The following is a 24,621-nucleotide window of genomic DNA, read 5'->3' as shown; positions in this document are numbered from 1 at the left end:
GGCCCGCTTCGCGCGCTCAGCCGGGCAGGCCCTTCAGGTACAGGTGCAGCGCCCTCAGGTCGGTCTCGCTCATGGCGCGCAGCGACTCGAAGGGCATCACCTTCACCGCCGTGCCGTCGGGCCGCTGGCCGCTGCGAAACAGCGCGATCAGCGCCTCGGCGTTCGGGTAGCGGCCCATCACGCTGCCCTCGCCCGGCTTGAGCCGCGAGGCCGGGGGCCAGTCGGGCGGGCCGCCGGGGATCTTGCCGCCGGCCAGCGAGGCACCGTGGCAGCCGATGCACATGTTGGCCACGTAGCGCCCGTGTTCGAGCGTCACGCCCTCGGGCACGGGTTGTTGCGGGGGCAGGGAATGGTCGATCTTGGCCGCGGCGTCCTGGATGGCGCCGAAGCCATAGAGCGCCTTCACGGGCGGCGGCAGCTTCACCACCGCGCCCTGGCCGCTTTGCGGGGGCAGCGCGCGGATGTGGGCCACGAGCGCGGCCAGGTCGTCGTCGGTGAAGCGGTTGTAGTCCTCGCTGGGCATCACCATCAGCGCGCGGCCCTGCGGGCTCACGCCATGGCGGATGGCGCGCACCCAGTCGATCGGCTGGTAGGCCGCCACCACACCGCCCGGGCCGGGGGTGATGTTGGGGCCGGCGATGACGAGGCCGCCCTCGTCGGCAAAGGTGCGGCCGGCGCCGTTGGCGCCGTGGCAGTCCACGCAGCCGCGCGAGGCGTACAGGTAGCGCCCGCGCTCCAGCGCAACGGCGTCGCTTCGGTAGGCCACGGCCTGCAGTCCGGGCAACTCCACGCGGCGTTGCATCTTGCGTTCGGCCAGGAACAGGCCGGTGGCCAGGGCCGCGGCCGCCAGCAGCAGCACGCTGCCCAGGCCGATGCCCAGCACGCGCCACCAGCGCGTGCGTTTTGCGTTGTTGGTCATGTTTTCACCCCTCCTCGTCGGGTGGAGCGATTGCACGCCGGCCGCTCGCGCGGCGTCAACCCATGGCGGCGGGAGAAAGGCGCCCGCAGCGCCGGGTTAAGCAATTTTTCAGATCGCGCCCTGGTCCGCGGGCTCGCGCGGGGCCGGCGGCCGCCAGCGGAAGAACATGGGGTAGACCTTCTCCACCACCGGGCCGTCGAAGTCCCACGAGCGGCACTGGCCCAGGTGCGGCGGCGGCCGGCCATCGCTGCCCAGCGAGAACGAGCCCACGCGCGTCTGCATGGCGGCCGTGGCCAGGTTGAACAGCAGCTCGCGCAGGTGGGTGCAGCCCTCGATACCGCCCAGGTGCCGCTGGATGGTGTGGCGCCAGCCCTTGCCCAGCACCTCGCCCACCATGCGCTGCATGGGCGGCAGCGCCTGCGGGCAGGGCTGGTGCGGGAAGGCGTCCATGGCGACGTCGATGGCGCGGATCACCATGGCGTCGTCGAAGGTGACGCGGATGCGCATGTGGTGCACCGGCTCGCCGCCCTTCCACTCGCGCTCGCCCTTGATGTGGAAATCGAAGGGCTTGCTGTCGTGCAGCTCGCCTTCGATGTCCCACAGGCCGTCTTCGCGCTTGAAGCCCTGGTAGGTGACGCGGCGGGTGTGCATGGCCTTTCGCGGCGCGGGGTCTGGCAGGGGCAAGGCGGGTCTCCGTGAGGCTGCGGGAAAACCCGCGATTGTCGGGCCATCGCGCCCGCGCCGCTGGCACACTTGCGTCATCCCCGAGGAGCGCGCCATGGCCCACGAGCACCATCACGACGATGCCCACCCCCACCCCCACGACCACGAGCATGGCCCTGGCGAGCCGCGCTGGAAGCACGACGGCGTGCGCGTGGTGCCCGGCAACCAGCTCGACGGCAACGTGCCCTCCACCCCGGGCATGGACCGCAAGGCCGCGATCAACTTCGCGCGCGTGGGCGCGCAGAAGCTCTGGGCCGGCACCGTCACCATCCACCCCGACGCCAAGACCGGCGCCCACCACCACGGCCACCTCGAGAGCGTGATCTACGTGGTCAAGGGCCGCGCGCGCATGCGCTGGGGCGAGCAGCTCGAGTTCACCGCCGAGGCCGGCCCGGGCGATTTCATCTACGTGCCGCCCTACGTGCCGCACCAGGAGATCAACGCCAGCGCCGACGAGGTGCTCGAATGCGTGCTGTGCCGCAGCGACGGCCAGGCGGTGGCGGTCAACCTCGACATCGAGCCGGTGGAGAAGCCCGAGACGGTGCTGTGGGTGGACCCGACGCACCCCACGGGCGGGGTGTGAGACGCCTTGGCGGTGTGTGCCGTAACGGCACACATGCCTAGAATGCGGCCATGAAGCCATTTCGGTGGAGTCCCGAAAAAAGCGCAGCCCTGCTGGCCCAACGCGGCGTCTCTTTCGAGGCCATCGTGGTGGCCATCGAGAATGGCGGCCTGCTCGACATCGTGGTCCATCCCAACGCCTCGCGGTACCCGGGCCAGAAGATCCTTGTTGTGGCGCTCGATGGCTATGTGCACCTCGTGCCCTTTGTGCCAGACACCGATCACAGCTTCCTGAAAACCATCATCCCCAGCCGAAAAGCCACGCGCGATTACCTGTCCCCCGGAGCCAACGATGCCCAAGCTTGACGCCTACGAATCGGATTTGCTCGCCGCCTTCGAGAAGGGACAGCTCAGATCGGTGGCCACGCGCAACGAACTGGCCAAGGCGCGTGCAGCGGCCCGTGCCACGTCCATCAAAGACCGACGCGTGAACATTCGCCTGACGTCAGGCGATCTGCAGGACATACAGACCAAGGCGCTGGAAGAAGGCATGCCCTACCAGACGCTGATCGCCAGCGTGCTGCACAAATATGCGACGGGCCGGCTTGTCGAAGTACGGACCGAAGAACCGGCACCACCGGCCTACGGCGGCCGGCGACGCAAGGGCTGAGGCGCTCCGCTCAGGCGCCCTCGCCGCTCCACGCGCGCCAGCCCAGCCACCCCAGGCCCGCCAAGGCCAGCACCCACAGTCCCACGATCACCGCGGCCCCCAGCCGGCTGCGGGGGCGCAGTCCGCCCGCGGCCTGCCAGGCATCGGCCTGGGCCCGCGCTTCCTCGCGCACGTGCGCGGGCAACAAGCGCAGCGCGAGCCAGATCAGCAATGGCAGCAGCAAGGCATCGTCGAGCAGGCCCAGCACCGGGATCGCATCGGGGATCAGGTCGATCGGGCTCAGCGCGTAGCCCACCACGATCAGCACCAGCAGCTTCACCGCCCAGGGCGTGTGGGGGTGGCGGCGGGCGAACCACAAGGTCATGGCGTCGCGCTTGAGGCCGCGCGCCCACTGCTTCAAGCGCGCGATCGCGCCCATGGTCTCAGCCGCCCTGGAAGCCGCCGGCGCGCAGCGTCACCACCAGCGTGTCGCGCCAGCCGTGGCCCTCGGGGTCTTCGGGCTGGATGGGCGTGCTCTCGTGGATCACGCGCGGGTCGTCGATCAGCAGCAGCGACCAGGGGTCGCGCAGCGTGAAGCGCTGGCCGCTGGGGCCGTTGGCCTCGAACACGCGGCTTTCGCCACCCTTGATGGCGTGGCGCCCCACGAGGAACACCGCCACCAGGTCCACCCCGTCGCGGTGAGCGCCCTCGGGCGTGGGGCGGCCGATGCCGTCGGTGGTGTCGATGCGGAACGGGTGGGCCTCGACGTACCAGGGCTGCGCGCCGCGCAAGGCGTCGGCCGAGGCGGCCAGGCGCTGCAGCAGCCGCGTCCAGGCGGGCGCGGCCACCATGGCCGGCTCCATGGGCTCGAACCAGCGCTGCATGCCGCCGTGCAGGGCGTTGTATTCCACCGGCTGCCAGTGGGCGCGGTGCGGCACCGGCTGCACCCGCCCGCCGTCTACCACGAAGCAGCTGTGGCGGCGCTGGCGGTAGCGGCCGCCGTCTTTCAGGTAGCCGTCGGCCACCAGGCGGTCCCAGTGGGGTTCGAGCGCCCTGAGCTCAGCCAGCGGCACGCCGATCCAGGCCGCGGTGTCTTCACCGCTGAGCAGGCCCACGCCGCGCTCGCGCAGCGCGGTGTCGATGGCGTTGGGGGAAAGGTAAGGGGGAGAAAACTCGGCGGCGGACATGCCGGCAAGTGTAGGCCGGCGACCCCAGGCCTTCCCCGGGTAAGCCCTTGGCCGCGTGCGCGCGCGGCGGTGGCCCAATCGGCCCATGAAAGCCGCCACCGACCCCACCCCGCCGCCGCCCGGGCCGGCGCCCGCTGCCATCGGCCCGCGCGTGGCCGCGCTGCGCGCCAGCGACCCCTGGCGCTGGTTGCGCGCGGGTTGGGCCGACTTCGTGCGCTGCCCCGGCATCGGCCTGTTCTACGGCGCGTGCTTCCTGGCCATGGGCCAGGCGCTGCTGTGGGTGTTCCGCGCCGCGCCGGCCTATGTGCTGGCCCTGTCGGCGGGCTTTCTGCTGGTGGGGCCGCTGCTGTGCCTGGGGCTCTACCACGCCAGCCGCATGCTGCAACGCGGCGGCACGCCGCGGCTGGGCGACTCGCTGGGTGCCTGGTGGCCGTCCAAGGGCACGCTGGCCATCTTCGGCGGCGTGCTGCTGATTCTGGAGATGCTCTGGGGCCGCGCCTCGCTCGTGGTGTTCGCGGTGAGCTTCAACAGCATGCCCGATCCGCAGCGCCTGCTCGGCCAGCTGCTGTCGGGCGAGAACCTCGAATTCCTCATCACCTGGTGCTCGGTGGGCGCGGTGTTCGCGGGCCTGATCTTCGTCACCAGCGTGGTGAGCATTCCCATGATCCTCGACCGCGGCACCGACGCGATCACGGCCGGCCTCACGAGCATCCGCGCCTGCCTCGAGAACCCGGGCGTGATGCTCGCCTGGGGCGCGCTGATCGTGCTGCTCACGGGCGCCGCGCTGGCGCTGCCGCTGATGGCGGGCCTGCTCGTGGTGGGGCCGGTGCTCGGGCACGCGAGCTGGCACGCCTACCGCAGCGCGGTGCCGGCCGATCCGGCTCAGGCGCCGTAAGAGCGGTCGCGCCGGTCGCGGCGCGTCGACGACAGCAGCGAGGTCTCGATCAGGCCTTCGAACAGGGGCTGCAGGGCCATCACCTGGTCCATCGCGGCGCGTTCGTCCTGGGCGCGGCACAGCCAGTGCAGCAGGTCGGGCCGCATGAACCACAGGGCCCGCGCCGACTCGGCCACCAGCAGGCGGTGGCGCAGCTGCTCGGCCTCCCAGTTGCTGGCGTCACCCACCAGCTCCAGCATGGCTTTTCGCACCCGGGCCAGGCGGTAGGGGTCGTCGTCGCGCCGGGAATCCGTGCCGTGCAGCCGCTGGGCCACGGTGTCGAACAGGGTGGAAATGAACTGCTTCATGTTGTGGGGTACGGCGCGGTGCGAGCGACGTCCGGCACACAAGGGCCGACGCGCGGCGACATTCCAGCACAAAACAGTCGACTTGTAACGGCCGTTGTCACCGTTTCGCCCCATCCGTGGCCTTTGTCGGACCGGGATCGCTTTCGCGCCACAGGCGCGCGAGCAACCACCAGCTCAACAGACTGTTGGTAAGGGCAAGCAGACCCAGCGCCAGGCGCAGCCCCGGCGGCGGTTGCCGAACCTGGATGAACAGCACCAGCAAGCTGGAGAGCACCTGGAAGCCGAGCATGAGCCAGAACAGGCCATTGCGCGGTTGCCACAGGCGGCGGATGGCTTGGACGAGGGACGGCATGGGCCGCGATTGTGCCTAGGCGATGGGCGCCGCGGCGCGTGCGGCCTCCTGCTCCTGCAGCCAGCGCCACATCACCTTGCCGCTGCCGCTCTTGGGCAGCGCGTCCACGAACTGCACCTCGCGCGGCGCCTTGTAGACCGCCATGTGCTCGCGGCACCAGTCGAGGATGTCCTGCTCGCTGGTGCGGCCGCGGGCGTCGGCGCGCAGCACCACCACGGCCTTCACGCTCTCGCCGCGGTAGGCGTCCTGCGTGGCGATCACGCAGGCCTCGGCGATCGCGGGGTGCTTGAACATCAGCGCCTCGACCTCGGCCGGCCAGACCTTGAAGCCACTGGCGTTGATCATGCGCTTGAGGCGGTCGGTGATGAAGAAGTAGCCGTCCTCGTCGACGCGCCCCAGGTCGCCCGAGCGGAAGAAGCGCTTGCCCTCGAAGGTGATGAAGGCCGCGGCCGTGGCGTCGGGGCGCTTCCAGTAGCCATCGAACACCATGGGGCCGTGGATGATGATCTCGCCCGCCTCGCCGGGCGGCATTTCCTGCAGCGTGTCGGGGTCGACGACGCGCGCATCGCAGCTCATGAAGGGAATGCCCAGGCACTGCTGCTTGGGGTGGTCGGGCGGGTTGTTGTGCGAGGGCGCCGCGGTTTCGGTCAGGCCGTAGCCCTCGACGAAACGCAGCCCGAACTGCTCGAGCAGGCGCTGCGCCACCGCCTGCGGCATGGCCGCGCCGCCGCCGCCGATGTAGACCAGGCTGGAGAGGTCGTACTGGTCGAAGCGCGGGCTGGCCAGCAGGTCGATCACCATGGTGGGGATGTTGGTCCAATTGGTCACGCGCCAGCGCGAGATGAGCTGCCCGGCCAGTTCGCGGTCCCAGCGCGGCATCAGCACCATGGTCGAGCTGCTGTAGATGCCCGCGTGCATGCCCGCCACCATGCCGGTGATGTGGAACAGCGGCACCACCACCAGCGACACCGTCTCGGGCGAGGTGGTGCCCCAGAGGTTGGCGGCCACCGCGTTGTGCATGAGGGTGCGGTGCGGGTGCATGCAGCCCTTGGGCAGGCCCGTGGTGCCGCTCGTGTAGGGCAGCACGGCGAGGTCGTCGGGACCGCGGTTGTGCGCCGGCAGCGGGGCGGTGCAGGCCAGGGCCTCGGCCCAGTCGGCCACGCTGCCGCCCGGCAGCACGGGCCGTTCGTGGCGGCTGCCCAGCCAGGCCTGCCAGCCCGGCGGAACCTCGGCCGCGGGCCCCATGGCGTCGCCGTAGTGCGCCACCACCAGGTGGCGCAGGCGCGCGCCTTCGGGCACGCCATCGTTGGCCTTCAGCAGTTCGCCCGCGAGATCGGCGGCGCAGATGGCCACCCGGGCATCGGGATCGGTGATGTAGTGCCCGAGCTCGTCGGCCTTGTTCATGGGGTTCACCGGCACCACCACGGCATTGGCGCGCAGCACGGCGTAGTACGCCACGATCCACTGCGGGCAGTTCTGCATGAACACGATCACGCGGTCGCCGTCCTGCACGCCCTGGGTGCGCAGGTGCGCCGCCAGGCGTTCGGCCTGCGCAAGCAGCTCCGCGTAGGTGGTCTGCCGGTCGAAGAACACCAGCGCGGGCTTGTGCGGGTACCGCAGCGCGCTGACCACGAGGTTGTGCCAGAGCGAGGTGGCGGGCGGTTGCAGCGCGTGCGGCAACCGGCGCGGCCAGACACGGTGGTGGGCGCGCGCGGGCGCGGACGGGGCGGCTTGCATGGCGGCTTGTCTCCTGTCGTGGCGCCTTGTGTACAGGCCACAAGGCCTAGGCGTCTGGACAGCAGCATACGGTCGCCCGCTGCGAAACCGCATCGGGGTTTGTCGCAGCAGCGACCTAAGCCTCACGACCGGCGCGGTGGCAATGGCATGGAACGTGCTGACAATGCCGCCGACCGTGGCGAGCGGGGCCGGCCTGCCGATAAGTCGATAAAAGCTTTGCATGAGCCGCCCACGTAAACCCCGATCCCTCGCCCAAAAGGCGCGGACTACAGTGCCCCGCAGCCGCTCCCGCACCGAACGGGTGCGAGGCGGTGGCCCGAGAAATCCCTTTCCCTACCCGGAGTGACCGCATGAAATCCCCCTCCCAGAAGCTGACCGCACTGGCGCTGTGCGCTGCCGCCACGCTGCTCGCCCTGCCCGCGCACGCGGGCAAGGACGTCGACGCCATCAAGAAGCGCGGCGAACTCAACTGCGGGGTCAACACCGGCCTGCCGGGCTTCTCGGCCGCCGACAGCCAGGGCAAGTGGAGCGGCATGGACGTGGACGTGTGCCGCTCGGTGGCCGCGGCCCTGCTGGGCAACGCCGACAAGGTGCGCTACGTGCCGCTCACGGCGCAGCAGCGCTTCACGGCCCTGCAGTCGGGCGAGATCGACCTGCTGGCCCGCAACACCACCTGGACCCTCACGCGCGACGCTTCGCTGGGCCTGACCTTCACGGGCGTGAACTTCTACGACGGCCAGGGCTTCATGGTGCCCAAGAAGCTCAAGGTCAACAGCGCCAAGCAGCTCAAGGGCGCCACCGTCTGCGTTCAATCGGGCACCACCACCGAGCTCAACCTGACCGACTACTCGCGCGCCAACAACCTGGGCCTCAAGCCCGTGGTGTTCGAGAAACTCGAAGCCGCGCTGGCCGCCTACGCCTCGGGCCGCTGCCAGGCCTACACCACCGACGCCTCGGGCCTGGCCTCGTCGCGCGCCAAGGACATGGCGGTGCCCGACGACCACGTGATCCTGCCCGAGCTGATCTCCAAGGAACCCCTGGGCCCGGCCGTGCGCCGCGGTGACGACGACTTCGCCGCCATCGTGCGCTGGGTGGGCTTCGCGCTGATCGAAGCCGAGGAATACGGCATCACGCAGGCCAACGTCGACCAGCTCAAGAGCTCGAGCACCAACCCCTCAGTGATGCGCATCCTGGGCATGGGCAACGAAGACACCGGCAAGCTGCTGGGTCTCGACAAGGAATGGGCGTACCGCGCCATCAAGGCCGTGGGCAACTACGGCGAGCAGTTCGAGCGCCACGTCGGCCCCAAGACGCCGATCCAGCTGCCGCGCGGCGTCAACAACCTCTGGACCAAGGGCGGCGTGCTCTACGCCCCGCCGATCCGCTGAGCGCCACCTGCGGGTGAGGCCGCCGCGGCGGCCTCACCCGCCTTCTCCGGTGCGTTCGCGGCGGCGCTGGCCGTGGCGGACGCCTTTCGTGTCCGCCCTTCAACGGCGAGGTCCATCTTGACCATCCCCGCATCCCCCCCTCCCCATTCCCGACGCTGGTCGCTCAACAGCCGCGCCACGCGCGGCGTGATCTACCAGGTCATCGCGCTGGCGCTGCTCGCGCTCGGCCTGTGGTACCTCGCGCACAACACGCAGCTCAACATGCGCGCGCGCGGCATCCAGAGCGGCTTCGATTTCCTCGGGGCCAATGCCGGCTTCGACATCGGCGAAAAACTGATCGACTACGACCCCAGCCAGAGCTACGGCAAGGCGATCTGGGTCGGCGTGCTCAACACCGTGAAGGTGGCCATCGCGGGCATCGTGCTCACCACGGTCCTGGGCGTCATGCTGGGCGTGGGCCGGTTCTCGCGCAACGCGCTGGTGCGCGGCCTCTGTTACGGCTACGTGGAAGCCTTCCGCAACGTGCCGCTGCTGCTGCAGCTGCTCATGTGGTACCTGGTGTTCATCGAACTGCTGCCCGCGGCCAACGAGGCCTGGGCCTTCGGTGGCCTGGTGTTCCTGAGCAAGGGCGGCCTGTCGTTTCCCTGGCCCACCACGGGGGTGGGCGCGGTGCTCGGCGGGCTCGCGGTGGGTGCGGTGGCCGGCGTGTTCTGGCGCCGCCGCGTGCAGAAGCGCTTCGAGGCCACGGGCCAGGATGGCGACCGCTTCTGGGCGCCGCTGGCCATGCTGGTGGCCTTTGCCCTGGTGGGCTGGGTCGTGGCCGGCATGCCACGCGCCTGGAGCGTGCCCGAGCAACTGGCCTTCATGGTCGACGGCGGCATGGCGCTCACGCCCGAGTTCATGGCCCTGCTGATCGGGCTCACCATGTACACCGCGTCCTTCGTGGCCGAGGTGGTGCGCGGCGGCATCCAGTCGGTCAGCCGCGGGCAGGACGAGGCCGCTTCCGCGCTGGGCCTGAACCCGCGGCAGAAGATGAAGCTCGTGGTGCTGCCGCAGGCCATGCGCGTGATCATCCCGCCGCTCACCAACCAGTACCTGAACCTCACCAAGAACTCCTCGCTCGCGGTGGTGGTCGGCTACCCCGACGTGGTCTCGATCGCCAACACCACCATCAACCAGAGCGGGCGCGCCGTCGAATGCATCGCGATCATCATGCTGGTCTACCTGAGCACCTCGCTCACGACCTCGCTGGTGATGAACGCCTACAACCGCCGCATGGCGATCAAGGAACGCTGATCCCATGAGCGCACAGTTCCAACCCATCGCGCCGCGGCCGTCGCCGGTGCGCCAGTCGGGCCCCGTGGCCTGGGCCCGACGCAACCTCTTCGCCGACTGGCGCTCCACCGCCACCACGCTGTTCATCGCATTGCTGCTGGTCTGGGCCCTGCCCGGCCTGTGGCGCTGGATCATCGCGGGCGCCGTGTTCCGACCCGACGCCGACGCCTGCCAGGCCGCGCGCGGCGTGGGCGCGTGCTGGGGCGTGGTGGCCGAGAAGTACCGCATCATCCTGTTCGGCCGCTACCCCTTCGACGAACAATGGCGACCGCTCGTGGCCACGCTGCTCGTCATCGGCGGCCTGGTCGTGAGCTGCATGCGCGCCTTCTGGAAGCGCTGGCTGATCGCGCTGTGGATCGCCATCCTCGCGCTGTTCTTCACGCTCATGGGCGGTGGCGTGCTGGGCCTGTCACCGGTGCGCACCGAGCTCTGGGGCGGCTTTCCGCTGACCATCATGCTGTCGGTGATCTCGCTGTTCCTGGCCTTCCCGCTCGCCGTGGTGGTGGCCCTGGGGCGGCGCGCCAAGCTGCCTGCCATCCGCACCATCTGCGTGCTCTACGTGGAGCTGGTGCGCGGCGTGCCGCTGATCTCGGTGCTGTTCATGGCCTCGTTCATGTTCCCGCTGTTCGTGCCGCAGGGCGTCACGGTCGACGTGCTGGTGCGCGTGATCGCGGGCCTCACGCTGTTCATCGCGGCCTACATGGCCGAGACGGTGCGCGGCGGCCTGCAGGCCGTGCCCAAGGGCCAGTTCGAGGCGGCCGACTCGCTCGGCCTGGGCTACTGGCAGACGCAGCGGCTCATCGTGCTGCCGCAGGCGCTGTCCATGGTGGTGCCGAGCATCATGAACACCTTCATCTCGCTGTTCAAGGACACCTCCCTGGTCACCATCGTGTCGCTCTACGAGCTCACGGGGGCGCTGGCCCTGGCCCTGAACTCCGACGTGCAGTGGCGCCCGTTCAAGCTCGAGGCCTACTTCTTCATCACCCTCATCTATTTCTCGGGCTGCTTCGCCATGTCGCGCTACAGCCTGTGGGTCGAAAAACAACTGGCCGCCAGCAAGGCGCGTTGAAAGACAGAACATGAGCGATCCCATCATCCGATTCGACAAAGTCAACAAGTGGTACGGCAACGACTTTCACGTGCTGCGCGACATCGACCTCTCGGTCGCCAAGGGCGAGCGCATCGTGATCTGCGGCCCCTCGGGCTCGGGCAAGTCCACGCTGATCCGTTGCATCAACCGGCTCGAGGAGCACCAGCAGGGCACGCTCACGGTCGACGGCGTGGAACTCACCGACAACATCAAGGCCATCGACCAGGTGCGCAAGAACGTGGGCATGGTGTTCCAGCAGTTCAACCTGTTCCCCCACCTCACGGTGCTCGAGAACCTCACGCTCTCGCCGATGTGGGTGGGCAAGATGCCCAAGAAGGAAGCCGAAGAACGCGCCATGCAGCAGTTGAAGCGCGTGCGCATCGCCGAGCAGGCGCAGAAGTACCCGCTGCAGCTCTCGGGCGGTCAGCAGCAGCGCGTGGCTATCGCGCGCGCGCTGTGCCTCACGCCCAAGATCATGCTGTTCGACGAGCCCACCTCCGCGCTCGACCCCGAGATGATCAAGGAGGTGCTCGACGTGATGATCGAGCTCGCCAACCAGGGCATCACCATGCTGTGCGTGACGCACGAGATGGGTTTCGCCAAGGCCGTGGCCGACCGCGTGATCTTCATGGACCAGGGACAGATCGTCGAGCAGAACACGCCCGAGGCCTTCTTCAACAACCCGCAGAACGAGCGCAGCAAGGACTTCCTGTCGAAGATCCTCGGGCATTGACTTGAGACGGTCACCGCGCGGGCGCACAATGCCCGCGCATCAAGGAGACCGCCATGCCAACGCTGGAACCCGCACCCGCGCGCCGCCTCACCTGGCTGCGCTGGGGCTGCACCACCGCCCTGGGCCTGTCGCTGTGGTGTGCCGGCGCCGCCCTGGCCTTCGACCTGCAAGGCCACCGCGGCGCCCGCGCACTCGCCCCTGAAAACACGCTCGCGGGCTTCGAGCGCGCGCTGGCCATCGGCGTCAGCACGCTCGAGCTCGACGTGGTGCTCAGCGCCGAAGGCGTGCCCGTGATCTCGCACGACACCACGCCCAACCCCGACATCACGCGCGACGCCAGCGGCCGCTGGCTGCAGTCGCGCGGCCAGCCCTTCAACACGCTCACGCTCGCGCAGATCGCCGAGTTCGACGTCGGCCGCATCGTGCCCTCGAGCCGCTACGCGCGCGACTTCCCGCAGCAGCAGGCCGTGGACGGCGAGCGCATCCCCACGCTCGCATCGCTGTTCGAGCTGGTCCGCAAGCTGCGCGCCGATCACGTGCGCTTCAGCATCGAGCTCAAGCGCAACCCCGAGCGGCCGCACGAATCGCCTGCGCCCGAGGCCTTCGTGCAGGCGGTGATGGCGGTGATCCAGGCGCACGGCATGGCCGGGCGCAGCACGCTGCAGAGCTTCGACTGGAGCGTGCTCAAGGCCGCCCAGCGCCTGGCGCCCGAGATGCCGCTGTCTTTTCTCACCATCCAGCGGCCGCGCTCGAACAACCTTGAAAGCGGGGTCTGGTCGGCCGGGGCCCAGATCGCGCGCCACAAGGACGCGCCCGCCATGGTGGCCGCGGCCGGCGGCCGGCTCTGGTCGCCGAACTTCAACGACATCTCGCAGCGCCTGCTCGAACGCGCGCGCGAAGAAGGCCTGCGCGTGATTCCCTGGACGGTCAACGAGACCAGCGACATGGAGCGCCTGATCGACTGGGGCGTGGATGGCATCATCACGGACCATCCCGACCGGCTGCGCGCGGTGATGATGCGCCGCGGCCTGGCCCTGCCGCCCGCGGTGGAGCCGGCCCAGGCCTCCCAGGCCCCGCAAGCCGTGCGCACCGCAACCACCCACTGAGCCCCGCGCCCCATGGACGACCCCCGACTGCACGCCGCGCGAGACACCCTGCAAGCGCTGCAGGCCGAGCGCCTGCGCCCCCACGAGGCCGCCGAACGCCTGCGCGCGCAGACCGAGCTGCTGGCCGCGCTGCCGCCGCGCTTCACCGAAGTGCTCCACCAATTGCTCGACCGCCTGGAATCGAGCGCGCTGTTCGACGGCGAGAGCTGCTCGTTCAGCCACAGCGAGCTGCACGCCCACCTGCAGGGCTGGCTGGAGCAGGCCGGCCGGCGCCTGGCTGCGGCCGCCTGAGCACGGAACTTCGCCGCCCTGCGCCTATCATTCGCCCCATGCGTGCCGTCTGGATCGCCCTGCTCATCGCCCTGCTGCCCCTGCGCGGCTGGGTCGGTGACGCCATGGCCCTGTCCATGCTCGAGGCCCACGGCGCCGCGGCCTTGGTGGCCGCCGCCGACGCGGTCATCGCGCCCCACGATCAACCCCCTCACGATCACAACGGTCACCACGACCACGGCAGCCCGCACGCCGCGCCGGCCCAGGCCGATGCGCGCGCAGACAGCGATCACGGCCCCGCCGGCGCCCAGGCCCACCTGCTCTGCGAGGTCTGCAACGGCCCGGTACTGAGCCCGCCCGCGTCCGCAGTCGTGGTCACCGCCATCGAGCACGCGCCACGGGTCGAGCGCCAGCAGCGTTTCGCCAGCCTGGCCCCGCGCCAGCCCACCAAGCCGCCCATCGCCTGAGGTTTCGCACCCTTGGTGCGTCCGCTCGACGCCGTCCGGCGCCGGGCGAACGCCGGTTCGACCCTCAGGAGACCCCATGAACACCCGATTCCGTTCGGCGCCGCTGTGGTGTGCGCTGACCCTGGCCCTGCCCGCCTGGGCCGGGCCGCCCGACGACGCCCTGCGCGCCGCCGATCCCGACACCCCGGTGGCCACATCCACCCTGGCCCTGCCACCTGCGCAACGGCTTGACACCCCCGACGGCCCGGCCGACCTTGCGGCCGCCCGCGCTCTCTGGCGCGAGGCCAACCAGCGCGTGGCCGAGTTCCCGCGCGGCCACATCGACCTGCTGCGCTGGGAAGCCGCACAGGCCGACACCCGTCCCGCCCCGGCCCGCGCGGCCACAGCCACCCCCCTCGGCGTGGGCGAGGTCCTGCGCGCTTCGCTGCGCCTGCGGCCCGGGCTCTTCACCCATGCCGGCATGAACCCGCTGGAACAGGCGCGGGTGCGCATCGCCTACGCCGAGCACGTGCGCGAGGTGCAGCACGCCTGGATCACCGCGGTGGCGGCGCGCGAGCGTGCCCGCCTGCGCGCCGCGGTGCTCGACGCCAGCCGCCAGGGCAGCGAGCTCGGCCGGCGCATGGTGCGCGTAGGCAACTGGCCCGCCGCGCGGCTGATGCAGGAGCAGGCCATCGAAGCCGCCGCCTGGCAGGCCAGCGCCGACGCCGAGCTGGCCGCGCGCGACGCGATCGAACGCCTGGCCGGCCTCATGGGCCTGTGGCAGGCCGATGCCGTGTCGGCCCTGGCCGATCGGCTGCCGCCCGGCCTGCCCGCGCTGCCCGAGCGCGCCGATGCCGGACTGCCCGCCGACGGCGGCGTCGAGGCCGCCGTGCTGCGCGCCGACCCGCTGCTCGCGCTCGAACGCGAGCCCGCGCGCCGCGCCTTCGCGGCCCTGCCCGACGGCCGCTGGCGCGCCTGGGACAGCGCCCGCGACGCCGCGCTGCAGGCCCTGCCCGAGCCCGGCCAGGGCCCGGCCATGCCGCCGCACATCGACCAGCTCGGCCTGCTGCGCGATGCCCGCCTGCAGGAAGCCGAAGAACAGCGCGCCCGCCTGCTCGCGCGCGCCAGCGAACGCCGTGCCATGGCGCGCAGCGCCTGGGCCCGGCTGCAGGCGAGCCATGCGTTCGCGCAACACGCCGAGCGCCACATCGCGGGCCTGGCCGACGCGCAGCAGCAGGAAGGCCAGCTGCGCTACAACGGCATGTTCGACAGCACCTGGCAATTGCTGGCCAGCGCGCGCCAGCGCCTGGACGCGCTCGACTCCGCGCAACAGGCGCGCGCCGCCTGGTGGCGCGCGCAGGCGAGCTGGCAGGCCCTGCTCGCGGGCGCGCCCTACCAGCCCGACACGGCCGCCCCCGCGGCCGCCGCCGCCCAACCCGACGCCGGAGGCCACTGAACATGCAACGCCGACACTTCTTCACCGGCGCGGCCACCGCGGTGGCCGCCGCCAGCGTGGGCCGCGTGGCCCTGGCCGCCCTGCCCGAGGCCGTGCAGCAGACCTCGGCCGACACCGCCGCGCCCTGGACGCCACCGGGCGTCACGGGCGCGGGCCGGCCCTACAACCCCGTGGTCACGCTCAACGGCTGGACCCTGCCCTGGCGCATGAACAACGGCGTCAAGGAATTCCACCTGGTGGCCGAGCCCGTGGTGCGCGAGGTCGCCCCGGGCTTCCACGTGAACCTGTGGGGCTACAACGGCCAGAGCCCCGGCCCCACGATCGAGGTGGTCGAGGGCGATCGCGTGCGGATCTACGTCACCAACCGCCTGCCCGAGCACACCACCATCCACTGGCACGGCCAGCGCCTGCCCAACGGCATGGACGGCGTGGGCGGTCTCAACCAGCCGCAGATCCCCGTGGGGAAGACCTTCGTCTACGAGTTCGTGGCGCGCCGGCCGGGCACCTTCATGTACCACCCGCACGCCGACGAGATGGTGCAGATGGCCATGGGCATGATGGGTTTCTGGGTCACGCACCCCAAGGGCAAACACCCGCTGATCGAGGACGTGCAGCGCGACTACTGCTTCCTGCTCAACGCCTTCGACGTCACGCCCGGCAGCCGAACGCCCCAGGTCAACACCATGCTCGAGCACAACATCTGGTGCTGGAACAGCCGCGCATTCCCCGGCATCAGCCCGCTGGTGGCGCGCCTGGGCGAGCGCGTGCGCGTGCGCGTGGGCAACCTCACCATGACCAACCACCCCATCCACCTGCACGGCGTGGAGTTCGAGGTGACCGGCACCGACGGCGGCCCCACGCCCCGCGGCTCGCGCTGGCCCGAGGTGACGACCGACGTGGCCGTGGGCCAGATGCGGCAGATCGAGTTCGTCGCCGACGAACCCGGCGACTGGGCCATGCACTGCCACAAGAGCCACCACACCATGGGTGCCATGGGCCACGGCGTCCCCACGATGATCGGCGTGGACCACCGCGGGCTGGTGAAGCCGCTGCAAAAGGCGGCGCCCGACTACATGGTGATGGGCGAGCGCGGCATGGCCGACATGGGCGAGATGCAGATGGAGCTGCCCGCCAACACCTTCCCCATGATGACCGGCACCGGGCCCTACGGCCCGATCGAGATGGGCGGCATGTTCACCGTGTTCAAGGTGCGCGCCGACCAGAAGCCCGGCGACTACAGCGACCCCGGTCCCTACGCCCAGCCGCCGGGCACGCAGGCCCGGCTGGTCGACACCACCGGCGCGCCCGCGGCCCCGCGCGCCGCGCCCAACCCGAACCCGGCCGATGCCAGCGCGCGCAAGCCCGCCGGCGGCCATGCCCACCATTGAAAGGCCCCCCATGAACAACCGACGCAGAACCCTGATCACGCTGCCGGCCCTGCTGCCGCTGGCTCTGGCCCTGCCCGCCGCGCGGGCCCACGGCAACGCGCCGCACCACGGCGGCGCGGCCGCGGTGGTGAAAGAGCAGAAGCCCTGGGGCATCGCCGGCGATGCCAAGGACGTGCGCCGCACGGTGACCGTGCGCATGACCGACGACATGAAGCTCTCGCCCAGCCACATCGAGGTGCGCCAGGGCGAGACCCTGCGCATCCGCGCGGTGAACGCGGGCGCGGTGATGCACGAGATCGTGCTCGGCACGCGCGAAGAGCTCGCGGCCCATGCCGAGCTCATGAAGAAGCACCCGGGCATGCAGCACGAGGAGCCCTACATGGCCCACGTGCCGCCCGGCAAACAGGGCGAGCTGGTGTGGCACTTCAACCGCGCGGGCGACTTCGAGTTCGCCTGCCTGATCGCGGGCCATTTCGAGGCCGGCATGCGCGGCACCCTGCGCGTGAAGGCCGCGGGCCAGGCCGCGGCCCAGCCCGTGGTGCAGGTCTGGAAAGACCCCAACTGCGGCTGCTGCCACGACTGGGTCGAGCACCTCAAGGCCGACGGCTTTGCAGTGCAGACCTTCGACACCGGCAACACCGCCATGCGCCGGCGCCTGCAAATGCCCGAGCGCCACGGCTCGTGCCACACGGCCCTGGTGGGCGGCTACGTGATCGAGGGCCACGTGCCCGCGCGCGAGATCCGCCGCCTGCTGGCCGAAAAACCCCAGGCCATCGGCCTGGCGGTGCCCGGCATGCCCGTGGGCAGCCCGGGCATGGACGGCGCGGTCTATGGCAACCGCAAAGACCCCCACGACGTGCTGCTGGTGCTGCGCGACGGCAACGCCCGCGTTTTCCAATCCTATTTCCGCTGAATCAGGAATTCCCCACATGAAACACCGAATGATCCCTCTGGCATTGGCCCTCTGGAGCGCCGCGGCATTGGCGGCCGATCTGCCTTTCACCGACGCCGAGGTGCGCCGCGTGAATACCGCCGGACAGGAAATCACGCTCAAACACGGCGAAATCAAAAACCTCGACATGCCGCCCATGACCATGGTCTTCAAGGTGAGCGACCCCGCGCTGCTCACCCCTCTGAAAGCGGGCGACCAGGTGCGCTTCACCGCCGAGCAACGCAATGGGGCTTACACCATCCTTAAATTGGAGAAAAAGCCTTGATCTGGATCAAAAGCCATTGAGTTGTTTTGCCCGGCGCAAATCCTGCAAATTGCCGCTTCATTTGCGCAAAGGGCTGCCGATACTTCCGATACGGAGCGGTCAGGTGATCGCTTCATGAGAAGAAGGATCAGCCATGCGAGTCAACCTGCCCGTGACCCACCAGGAGTTCGTCATCCCCGACGGCGTCACCCTGGTGTCGACCACCGACCTGCAAAGCCACATCACCTACTGCAACCCGGCCTTCATCGCGGTCAGCGGTTACAGCCGGGAAGAGCTCATCGGGCAGCCGCACAACCTGGTGCGCCACCCCGACATGCCGCCCGAGGCCTTCCGCGACATGTGGGAAACGCTCAAGAGCGGCTCGCCCTGGTCGGCGCTGGTGAAAAACCGGCGCAAGAACGGCGACCACTACTGGGTGATGGCCAACGCCACGCCCATCATGAGCAATGGCCAGCCGGTGGGCTACATGTCGGTGCGCACCAAACCCACCCGCGAGCAGGTGCAGGGCGCCGAGCAGCTCTACGCACGCATGCGCGCCGAGCGCGAGTCGGGCCAGAACCGCATCCGGCTGCACCGCGGCCAGGTGCAAATGGCGGGCTGGCGCGGCGCGCTGCAACGCGCCACGCGGCTCACGCTGGGCCGCAGCATCACGCTCACCAGCGTGGGACTGGCCATCGCCGGGCTGGTGATCGGCGAGACCGGCGCACGCCTGGGCACCGAGGCCCACCTGGCCATGGGCGTGCCCCTGGTAGGTGCGGCGCTGTTCGCGGCCTGGCTGCTGCGGCGCCAGACGCTCAAGCCGCTCGAAGGCGCGATCCGCTTCGCCAACACCATGGCCGCGGGCGACCTGACGGCGCGCCTCGAGGCACGCGGCGCGGTGGAGTTCGGCGAACTCGCCAAGGCGCTCAACCAGCTCAATGTGAACCTGCAGGCGGTGGTGGCCGACGTGCGCCACGAGGTCGAGGGCGTGCAGGTGGCGAGCCAGGAGATCGCCAGCGGCAACCACGACCTGTCCTCGCGCACCGAGGCCCAGGCCAGCAACCTCGAGGAAACCGCCGCCTCCATGGACCAGATGAACAGCACCGTGGCGCAAAGCGCGGGCACCGCGGGCGAAGCCGCGCGGCTCGCCGAGCGCGCCGCGACCGTGGCGCGCGAAGGCAATGCCGCCATGGGCGAGGTCGTCCACACCATGGACGAGATCAGCCGCAGCTCGGCCCGCATCGGCGAAATCATCCAGGTCATCGACGGCATTTCCTTCCAGACCAACATCCTCGCGCTCAACGCCGCGGTGGAAGCCGCGCGCGCCGGTGAGCAGGGCCGCGGCTTCGCCGTCGTGGCCGCCGAAGTGCGCAGCCTGGCGCAGCGCACGCTCGACGCCGCCAAGGAGATCAAGACGCTGATCGACGAGTCCTCCGGCCGCGTGCAGCGGGGCAGCGAGCTCGTGCACAGCACCGGCCAGACCATGGCCAGCGTGGTGGGCGCGGTCGAGCAGGTCAATGCGCTGATCGGCGACATCACCCACGCCACGCAGGAACAATCGAGCGGCATCGCGCAGATCAACCAGGCCGTGGGCCAGCTCGACTCGGTGACGCAGCAGAACTCCGCCATGGTCGAACAGCTCGCGGCCGCCGCAAGTTCGCTGCAGACCCAGGCGCAGGTGATGCACGAGGCGGTGCAGATCTTCAAGCTGCGGTAACACCCGGCAACGCGTCAGCCACGCGGGCCCGGGCAGGCCCGTGCTATGTTCGCGGGCACCATGCCCAAGACGCTGCGCTACACCCTGATCTCGCTCAAGGAGATGCTGCTCTCGGGCAGCCCGATCGTGCTCATCACGATCGCGCTGCTGGCCTTCACCTGGTGGTGGCTCAACCCCAACCCGCCCAAGCGCGTGGTGCTGGCCACCGGCCCCGAACAAAGCGCCTACGACACCTTCGGCAAGCGCTATGCCGAGGCGCTCAAGCGCAACGGCATCACGGTGGAACTGGTGCGCACCCAGGGCTCGGCGCAGAACCTCGAGATGCTGCGCCGCGAAGAGGTCGACCTCGGCTTCGTGCAGGGTGGCACCGCCGACATCGGCTACGACGACGAGGACGGCATCGTCTCGCTGGGCAGCCTGTTCGTGGAGCCGCTGTGGCTGTTCTACCGCGAAGACGCGGCGCGCCGTCTCAACAAGAGCGCCACGCTCACCAACCTCGCCGATCTCGCGCGCTGGCGCGTCAACGTGGGCACGCCGGGCAGCGGCGTGCCGCGCCTGTTCAACACCCTGCTCGAGGTCAACCGCGTCTCGCCGCGCGACATCGTGCTCAGCCAGCTCGAACAGACACCGGCCACCGTGGCCTTCCTCGACGGCAAGCTCGACGCCCTGGTGTTCGCCTCGGCGCCCGAATCGCTGATCGTGCAGATGCTGCTGCAGACGCCGGGCGTGAAGCTGCTCGACTTCGCCCAGGCCGAGGCGTATTCGCGCCGCTTCGGCTACCTCACGCCCGTGACCATGCCGCAGGGCATGGTGGACCTGGCCAAGAACCTGCCGCCGCGCAACGTGCGCCTGGTAGCCTCAACCACCAGCCTGCTCGCGCGCTCGGGCACGCACCCGGCGGTGCTGCAGCTGTTCGCACAGACGGCGGTTGAACTGCATGGCGGTGCGGGCTGGTTCAACCGCGCGCGCGAGTACCCCAACGTGGCGCACAGCGAACTGCCCGTGGCGCCCGAGGCCGAGCGCGCGTTGAAGGGCGGCCTGCCCTTCCTGCAGCGCTACCTGCCGTTCTGGCTGGCCAATGTGGTGGAACGCATGTGGCTGGCGCTGGGCCTGATCCTCGCGCTCGCGCTGCCGCTGTCGCGCATCGTGCCGCCGCTCTACAGCTTCCGCATCCGCTCGCGCGTGTTCCGCTGGTACGCCGAGCTGCGCGACATCGAACAGCGCGCCGAAAGCGGCGCGGCCACGCCCGATGCGCTGCTCGAGCAGCTCGACGCCATGGAGGGCAAGGTCGAGAAGGTGGTGGTGCCGCTGTCGTACACCGACGAGCTCTACGCGCTGCGCAACAACATCCACCTGGTGCGCAAGAAGCTCTTGCGCAAGGCACAGCCGGCGTGAGGCCCGCTCGCGTTCAGCGCTCTCGCAGGCTTTCGTCGGCCAGGGTCTGAACGGGGCTGAGCAGGTAATCGATCAGCCGGCGGCGACCGGTCTTGATTTCGGCGACCAGATTCATGCCGGGGGTGATCGGCACCTCGCGCCCATCGGCCATCAGGCTCGATCGGCCCAGTTTGAGGTAGGCCGGGTACGAGGCCTGGCCGGTGCGCTCGTCGACCGCGGCGTCGGCGCCCAATACCGACACCGTCGCGGGCAAGGTGCCATGGCGCGTGAACGGAAACGCCTCCAGCTTCACCGTGACGTCCTGACCTGGCCGGACGAAGCCCATGTCCTGGTTGGCGATGCTCACCTGCGCAGTCACCCGGTCGGCCTCGGGCACCACGACCATCAGCGACTGGCCGCCAGCCACGACAGCGCCGCCGTTGTGCACCGACAACTGCTGCACCGTGCCGTTCACCGGGGATCGCAGCTCGGTCAGGCGTTGGCGTTGTCCGACCTTCATGGCCTCGGCCTGCAGTTGCTCGCGTTGCGTGCGCGCCTGGGCCTCGCGCTCGATGAGTCCGCGGCGGATATCGGCCTTCATCGCATCCAGCGTCTGCAGGGCATGCGTCTGCGCCAACTGCAGTTCGCGCCACCGCGCCTGCTGTGTCGCCAGGTCGCGCTCCAGTTCAACGCGCTCACGCGTGCGGTCCTGGGTGGCATGGCCCGAGATGAATCCCTTCTCGACCAGCAACCGGTAGTCGGACTCGCGCTGGCGGGCCATGGGCAGCGTGGCCTGGAGTTTGTCGAGCAAGGCATGCGCTGTCTCGCCCTCGCTGCGGCGCTGCTCCGCGTCGGCGCGGGCGCGCGTGAGGCGACCCTGGATGTCGGCCCATTCGGCCCGCAGCTGCGCGGTGGCCCGGCGCGCGTCGGCCGGCGTCCAGACCAGGTGCTGCGCAGGCGCAGGCAGCGGCTCCTGCAAGACCTCCCGATCGGGCAGTCGGCCCCGTTCCAAAGCGCGCAGCAGAATCCCCGTGCGCCAGGCCTCGCTGCTCGCGGCGCACCACGCCTCCTGCACACGGGCACCGTCGGCCCGGGCATCGGTGGCATCGAGTTCAAGGAGCAGTTGCCCCGCCTGCACGCGGTCGCCGTCGCGCACCCACACGCGGTGAACCAGCCCGTCCTCCCGCGGTTGGATGCCGTGGCTGCGCTCACTCACAATGACCCGGCCGGTGGCCACCGCGACGATGTCGACCTGCCCGAACCAGGACCAGGCCAGTACCACGGCGAACAAGCCCATGAGTGCGCGCGCCGTCCACAAGGGCAGCGGATGGGGCGGCGATTCCTGCACGCTGAGCCGGGCCGGCAGAAAGGCCAGCGCTTGCGGCGATCCGTGGGCGGGTTCGCCGTCAAAGCGGCGCGCCCAGGCGGTGCGCAGGGCTCGCAGATGGTGGGCCCACCCCGATGACCGCCGCGCCATCAGGCGACGGCCTGTGCCGTGGGCACGGCCGACGCCTGCAGGCCCCACAGGCGGGCGTAGAGCCCGGCTGGCCGGCGCACGAGCTCGTCGTGCGAACCGGCCTCCACGAGGCGCCCCTGGTCCATCACCAGAATGCGATGGGCCTGCCGCACGGCGCTGAGCCGATGGGCCACGATGAGCACCGTGCGGCCCTGACAAATCGCTGCCATGTTGCGCTGCAGGGCAGCCTCGCTTTCGTAGTCGAGCGCGCTGGTGGCCTCGTCGAAAATGAGAATGCGCGGCTGGCTGAAGAGCGCCCGTGCGATCGCAATGCGCTGGCGCTGTCCGCCGCTCAGGCTGCTGCCCTGCTCGCTCACCACCGTGTCGTAGCCCTCGGGCCATTCACTGATGAACCCGTGCGCGCCCGCAAGGCGGGCCGCGCGAATCACCTCGTCCAGCCCAACGCCTGGGTCGGCCACGGCGATGTTGTCGCGAACGCTGGCGTTGAACAGCAGGTTGTCCTGCAGCACCACGCCAATGTGGCGGCGCAGCTGCGCCACATCGACGGTGCCGATGTCCACGCCGTCGACGAGCACCTGTCCGGCCTCGGGTCGGTACAGGCATTGCACGAGCTTGGTCAGCGTGCTTTTGCCCGAGCCCGAGCGACCCACGATGCCCACCACTTCACCCGCCTGGATCTCCAGGCTCAGGCCATCAAGCACTGGCCGCGCTTGGTCGCGGTAACGAAACCGCACGTCCTTGAATGCGATGGCGCCCACCACTCGGGGCAAGGTCGCGCGCTGGCGCTGCGGCGCCGAGCCCATATCGGGCTTGGCATCGAGCACGTCGGCCAGGCGACGCATGGACACACCGGCCTGTTGCACATCCATCCACAACTGGGCCAGGCGCATCACTGGCTGCGACACACGCCCGGCGAACATGTTGAAGGCCACGAATTGACCGACCGTGAGCTGCCCTTGCATGACCAGGTGCGAACCCCACCACAGCGTGGCCGCCTGCACCAGCTTGCCGATCAGGCCCACCGACTCCTGCGCCGTGCTGGCCGCCATCTGCGAGCGAAACGCCGCCAGCACGTACGCAGCGAGCTGGCGGTCCCAGCGCTGCTCGAACTGGGGTTCGAGCGCGGCAGCCTTCACGGTCTGGATGCCGGTGACGGATTCGACCAGCATGGACTGGTTCTCCGCACCCAGCGCGAACTTCTGATCGAGCCGGCGCCGCAGCACGGGTGTCGCCCAGGTGATCACGCCCGCGTACATGGGCAGGCTGGCCAGCACGATGAGTGTCAGCAAGGGGCTGTAGGCCAGCATCACCGCCACAAAGACCAGCGAGAACACCACGTCGAGCAGTGCGGTGAGGCACTGGCCCGTGAGAAAGCCGCGCAGGCTCTCCAGCTCTCTTACCCGCGCCACCGAATCGCCGACGCGGCGCGCCTCGAAGTACGACAGCGGCAGCGACAGGAGGTGGCGGTACAGCCGGGCGCCCAGCTCCACGTCGATGCGTTGCGTGGTGTGGGTGAAGAGATAGGTGCGCATCAGGCCGAGCACCGACTCGAACATCACCACGACCACCAGCCCGAACACCAGCACATCGAGCGTGCTCTTGCCTTGGTGCACCAGCACCTTGTCCATCACGGCCTGGAAAAACAGCGGACTGACGAGCGCGAACAGCTGCAGCACGAGGCTGATCAGCAGCACTTCGCCCAACAGCCGCCGGTACTTCACGAGGCTGGGCATGAACCAGCTGAAGTCGAAGCCTTCAGCCCGCGGGGCCATGGCCGCGCGGCGGGTGACGAGCAGGGCGTCGCCCGACCAGACCCGCAGGAAATCGTCGCGCGCGAGCGTTTGCACGCCGGCCCTGGACGCCGCGGTCGCCTCCGCGCCACCACCGCGCACTTCATTCACCAGGCCGTCGAAGTCCTGAATCAGCAATCGCTCACCGCGCTGCCTGGCCAGTACGACGCGGCGCTCGTGCGCATCCGCGCCGTCGACCGCCTTGAGGCACACCACCGCCGGCAACGGGATCTCGTGCAATTGAGCGGCAGTCCAGCGTGTCCAACGGGCCTTGAGGCCCAGCGATTGCGCCGCGATCAGCAAATCATCGCGGGTACAGGCGCCACCGGCAGGCAAAGCCAAGCGATGGGCCAGCGCCACCGGCTCCGCGAGGCACTGATGGAAGCGGGCCACGGCACACAAGGCGGCCAGGCCACGAGGCAGCTGTCGCGCCTCGGGCGGCCGCGATTCCGCGCAAATGTCACCGTCCACCGACGTCACACCGC

Annotated in this window: 26 protein-coding genes and 1 pseudogene; 18 read left to right on the top strand and 9 right to left on the bottom strand. The window is 70.0% G+C overall.

The window, feature by feature from the left end:
* Window positions 1–16: 16 nt before the first annotated feature.
* Window positions 17–919, bottom strand: a complete 903-nt coding sequence (locus G9Q37_RS02685; RefSeq protein ID WP_166224196.1) for a c-type cytochrome — start codon at window positions 917–919, stop codon at window positions 17–19.
* 108 nt (window positions 920–1,027) lie between these two features.
* Window positions 1,028–1,603: a DUF2889 domain-containing protein gene (locus G9Q37_RS02680; RefSeq protein WP_166224193.1), complete on the bottom strand. Its 576-nt coding sequence runs from the start codon at window positions 1,601–1,603 to the stop codon at window positions 1,028–1,030.
* Window positions 1,604–1,697: 94 nt separating this feature from the next.
* On the opposite strand from G9Q37_RS02680, the gene G9Q37_RS02675 reads away from it, so the two are divergent.
* The 3 genes from G9Q37_RS02675 to G9Q37_RS02665 are packed head-to-tail and all read left to right on the top strand — an operon-like array spanning window position 1,698 to window position 2,873.
* Window positions 1,698–2,225 (top strand): cupin domain-containing protein, encoded by a 528-nt coding sequence (locus G9Q37_RS02675; RefSeq protein ID WP_166224190.1) that lies wholly within the window; start codon window positions 1,698–1,700, stop codon window positions 2,223–2,225.
* Window positions 2,226–2,275: 50 nt separating this feature from the next.
* Entirely contained in the window at window positions 2,276–2,569 is a 294-nt protein-coding gene (locus G9Q37_RS02670; RefSeq protein ID WP_166224187.1) for a BrnT family toxin, read from the top strand.
* Window positions 2,556–2,873, top strand: a complete 318-nt coding sequence (locus tag G9Q37_RS02665; RefSeq protein ID WP_166224184.1) for a hypothetical protein — start codon at window positions 2,556–2,558, stop codon at window positions 2,871–2,873. Before G9Q37_RS02670 ends, G9Q37_RS02665 begins: the two co-directional genes overlap by 14 nt.
* Window positions 2,874–2,883: 10 nt before the next feature.
* On the opposite strand, the gene G9Q37_RS02660 is transcribed toward G9Q37_RS02665, so the two are convergent.
* On the bottom strand, window positions 2,884–3,291 hold the full coding sequence (locus G9Q37_RS02660; RefSeq protein ID WP_166224181.1) for a YkvA family protein: 408 nt from the start codon (window positions 3,289–3,291) through the stop codon (window positions 2,884–2,886).
* A 4-nt stretch (window positions 3,292–3,295) separates the two neighbouring features.
* On the bottom strand, window positions 3,296–4,039 hold the full coding sequence (locus G9Q37_RS02655; protein ID WP_166224179.1) for a 2OG-Fe dioxygenase family protein: 744 nt from the start codon (window positions 4,037–4,039) through the stop codon (window positions 3,296–3,298).
* A gap of 85 nt (window positions 4,040–4,124) precedes the next feature.
* On the opposite strand from G9Q37_RS02655, the gene G9Q37_RS02650 reads away from it, so the two are divergent.
* Window positions 4,125–4,934, top strand: coding sequence for a DUF2189 domain-containing protein (locus G9Q37_RS02650; RefSeq protein WP_166224176.1), 810 nt, complete (start codon window positions 4,125–4,127; stop codon window positions 4,932–4,934).
* Here G9Q37_RS02650 and G9Q37_RS02645 read toward each other — a convergent pair.
* From G9Q37_RS02645 to G9Q37_RS02635, 3 genes are all read right to left on the bottom strand, one after another.
* On the bottom strand, window positions 4,922–5,281 hold the full coding sequence (locus G9Q37_RS02645; RefSeq protein WP_166224173.1) for a hypothetical protein: 360 nt from the start codon (window positions 5,279–5,281) through the stop codon (window positions 4,922–4,924). The genes G9Q37_RS02650 and G9Q37_RS02645 overlap by 13 nt on opposite strands.
* 97 nt (window positions 5,282–5,378) lie before the next feature.
* Window positions 5,379–5,633, bottom strand: coding sequence for a hypothetical protein (locus tag G9Q37_RS02640; protein ID WP_166224170.1), 255 nt, complete (start codon window positions 5,631–5,633; stop codon window positions 5,379–5,381).
* Window positions 5,634–5,648: 15 nt separating this feature from the next.
* Window positions 5,649–7,370: a long-chain fatty acid--CoA ligase gene (locus G9Q37_RS02635; protein ID WP_166224167.1), complete on the bottom strand. Its 1,722-nt coding sequence runs from the start codon at window positions 7,368–7,370 to the stop codon at window positions 5,649–5,651.
* Window positions 7,371–7,720: 350 nt separating this feature from the next.
* Between G9Q37_RS02635 and G9Q37_RS02630 the strand changes: the two genes are divergently transcribed.
* The 14 genes and pseudogenes from G9Q37_RS02630 (at window position 7,721) to G9Q37_RS02570 (ending at window position 20,890) form a co-directional block, all read left to right on the top strand.
* Window positions 7,721–8,758 carry an amino acid ABC transporter substrate-binding protein gene (locus G9Q37_RS02630; RefSeq protein WP_166224164.1) on the top strand — a complete coding sequence of 346 codons (1,038 nt, stop codon included), beginning with the start codon at window positions 7,721–7,723 and terminating at the stop codon, window positions 8,756–8,758.
* 123 nt (window positions 8,759–8,881) lie between these two features.
* The gene (locus G9Q37_RS02625; protein ID WP_420810317.1) at window positions 8,882–10,054 is read left to right on the top strand and encodes an amino acid ABC transporter permease; all 1,173 of its coding nucleotides are present in this window, start codon (window positions 8,882–8,884) and stop codon (window positions 10,052–10,054) included.
* A 4-nt stretch (window positions 10,055–10,058) separates the two neighbouring features.
* Window positions 10,059–11,162, top strand: coding sequence for an amino acid ABC transporter permease (locus G9Q37_RS02620; RefSeq protein ID WP_166224161.1), 1,104 nt, complete (start codon window positions 10,059–10,061; stop codon window positions 11,160–11,162).
* 10 nt (window positions 11,163–11,172) lie between these two features.
* Complete coding sequence (locus G9Q37_RS02615; protein ID WP_166224158.1) at window positions 11,173–11,916, top strand: amino acid ABC transporter ATP-binding protein; 744 nt, start codon at window positions 11,173–11,175, stop codon at window positions 11,914–11,916.
* A 53-nt stretch (window positions 11,917–11,969) separates the two neighbouring features.
* On the top strand, window positions 11,970–13,022 hold the full coding sequence (locus G9Q37_RS02610) for a glycerophosphodiester phosphodiesterase (RefSeq protein WP_166224155.1): 1,053 nt from the start codon (window positions 11,970–11,972) through the stop codon (window positions 13,020–13,022).
* Window positions 13,023–13,034: 12 nt separating this feature from the next.
* Complete coding sequence (locus tag G9Q37_RS02605) at window positions 13,035–13,313, top strand: hypothetical protein (protein WP_166224152.1); 279 nt, start codon at window positions 13,035–13,037, stop codon at window positions 13,311–13,313.
* Window positions 13,314–13,351: 38 nt separating this feature from the next.
* Entirely contained in the window at window positions 13,352–13,759 is a 408-nt protein-coding gene (locus tag G9Q37_RS02600; protein WP_166222750.1) for a hypothetical protein, read from the top strand.
* Window positions 13,760–13,835: 76 nt separating this feature from the next.
* Window positions 13,836–15,194: a hypothetical protein gene (locus G9Q37_RS02595; RefSeq protein ID WP_166224149.1), complete on the top strand. Its 1,359-nt coding sequence runs from the start codon at window positions 13,836–13,838 to the stop codon at window positions 15,192–15,194.
* A gap of 2 nt (window positions 15,195–15,196) precedes the next feature.
* Window positions 15,197–16,582 carry a multicopper oxidase family protein gene (locus G9Q37_RS02590; RefSeq protein ID WP_166224146.1) on the top strand — a complete coding sequence of 462 codons (1,386 nt, stop codon included), beginning with the start codon at window positions 15,197–15,199 and terminating at the stop codon, window positions 16,580–16,582.
* A 10-nt stretch (window positions 16,583–16,592) separates the two neighbouring features.
* Window positions 16,593–17,087 (top strand): annotated as a pseudogene (locus G9Q37_RS21755) (cupredoxin domain-containing protein); the annotation flags it as partial.
* Window positions 17,067–17,495 (top strand): DUF411 domain-containing protein, encoded by a 429-nt coding sequence (locus G9Q37_RS21810; protein WP_240936611.1) that lies wholly within the window; start codon window positions 17,067–17,069, stop codon window positions 17,493–17,495. The pseudogene G9Q37_RS21755 and the gene G9Q37_RS21810, both read left to right, overlap by 21 nt.
* Window positions 17,496–17,511: 16 nt before the next feature.
* Complete coding sequence (locus G9Q37_RS02580; protein WP_166224140.1) at window positions 17,512–17,799, top strand: copper-binding protein; 288 nt, start codon at window positions 17,512–17,514, stop codon at window positions 17,797–17,799.
* Window positions 17,800–17,932: 133 nt separating this feature from the next.
* Window positions 17,933–19,495: a methyl-accepting chemotaxis protein gene (locus G9Q37_RS02575; RefSeq protein ID WP_166224137.1), complete on the top strand. Its 1,563-nt coding sequence runs from the start codon at window positions 17,933–17,935 to the stop codon at window positions 19,493–19,495.
* A 60-nt stretch (window positions 19,496–19,555) separates the two neighbouring features.
* On the top strand, window positions 19,556–20,890 hold the full coding sequence (locus G9Q37_RS02570; RefSeq protein ID WP_166224134.1) for a TAXI family TRAP transporter solute-binding subunit: 1,335 nt from the start codon (window positions 19,556–19,558) through the stop codon (window positions 20,888–20,890).
* Window positions 20,891–20,903: 13 nt separating this feature from the next.
* Here the strand turns inward: G9Q37_RS02570 and G9Q37_RS02565 are convergent, their stop codons facing one another.
* Complete coding sequence (locus tag G9Q37_RS02565; RefSeq protein ID WP_166224132.1) at window positions 20,904–22,346, bottom strand: HlyD family type I secretion periplasmic adaptor subunit; 1,443 nt, start codon at window positions 22,344–22,346, stop codon at window positions 20,904–20,906.
* The gene (locus G9Q37_RS02560) at window positions 22,346–24,607 is read right to left on the bottom strand and encodes a type I secretion system permease/ATPase (protein ID WP_277345028.1); all 2,262 of its coding nucleotides are present in this window, start codon (window positions 24,605–24,607) and stop codon (window positions 22,346–22,348) included. The genes G9Q37_RS02565 and G9Q37_RS02560 overlap by 1 nt, the downstream gene beginning before the upstream one ends.
* Window positions 24,608–24,621: the final 14 nt, after the last annotated feature.

It is taken from the genome of Hydrogenophaga crocea (assembly GCF_011388215.1).
Classification (GTDB): Bacteria; Pseudomonadota; Gammaproteobacteria; order Burkholderiales; family Burkholderiaceae_C; genus Hydrogenophaga; species Hydrogenophaga crocea.
This window is presented reverse-complemented; position numbering and strand designations above follow the sequence as displayed.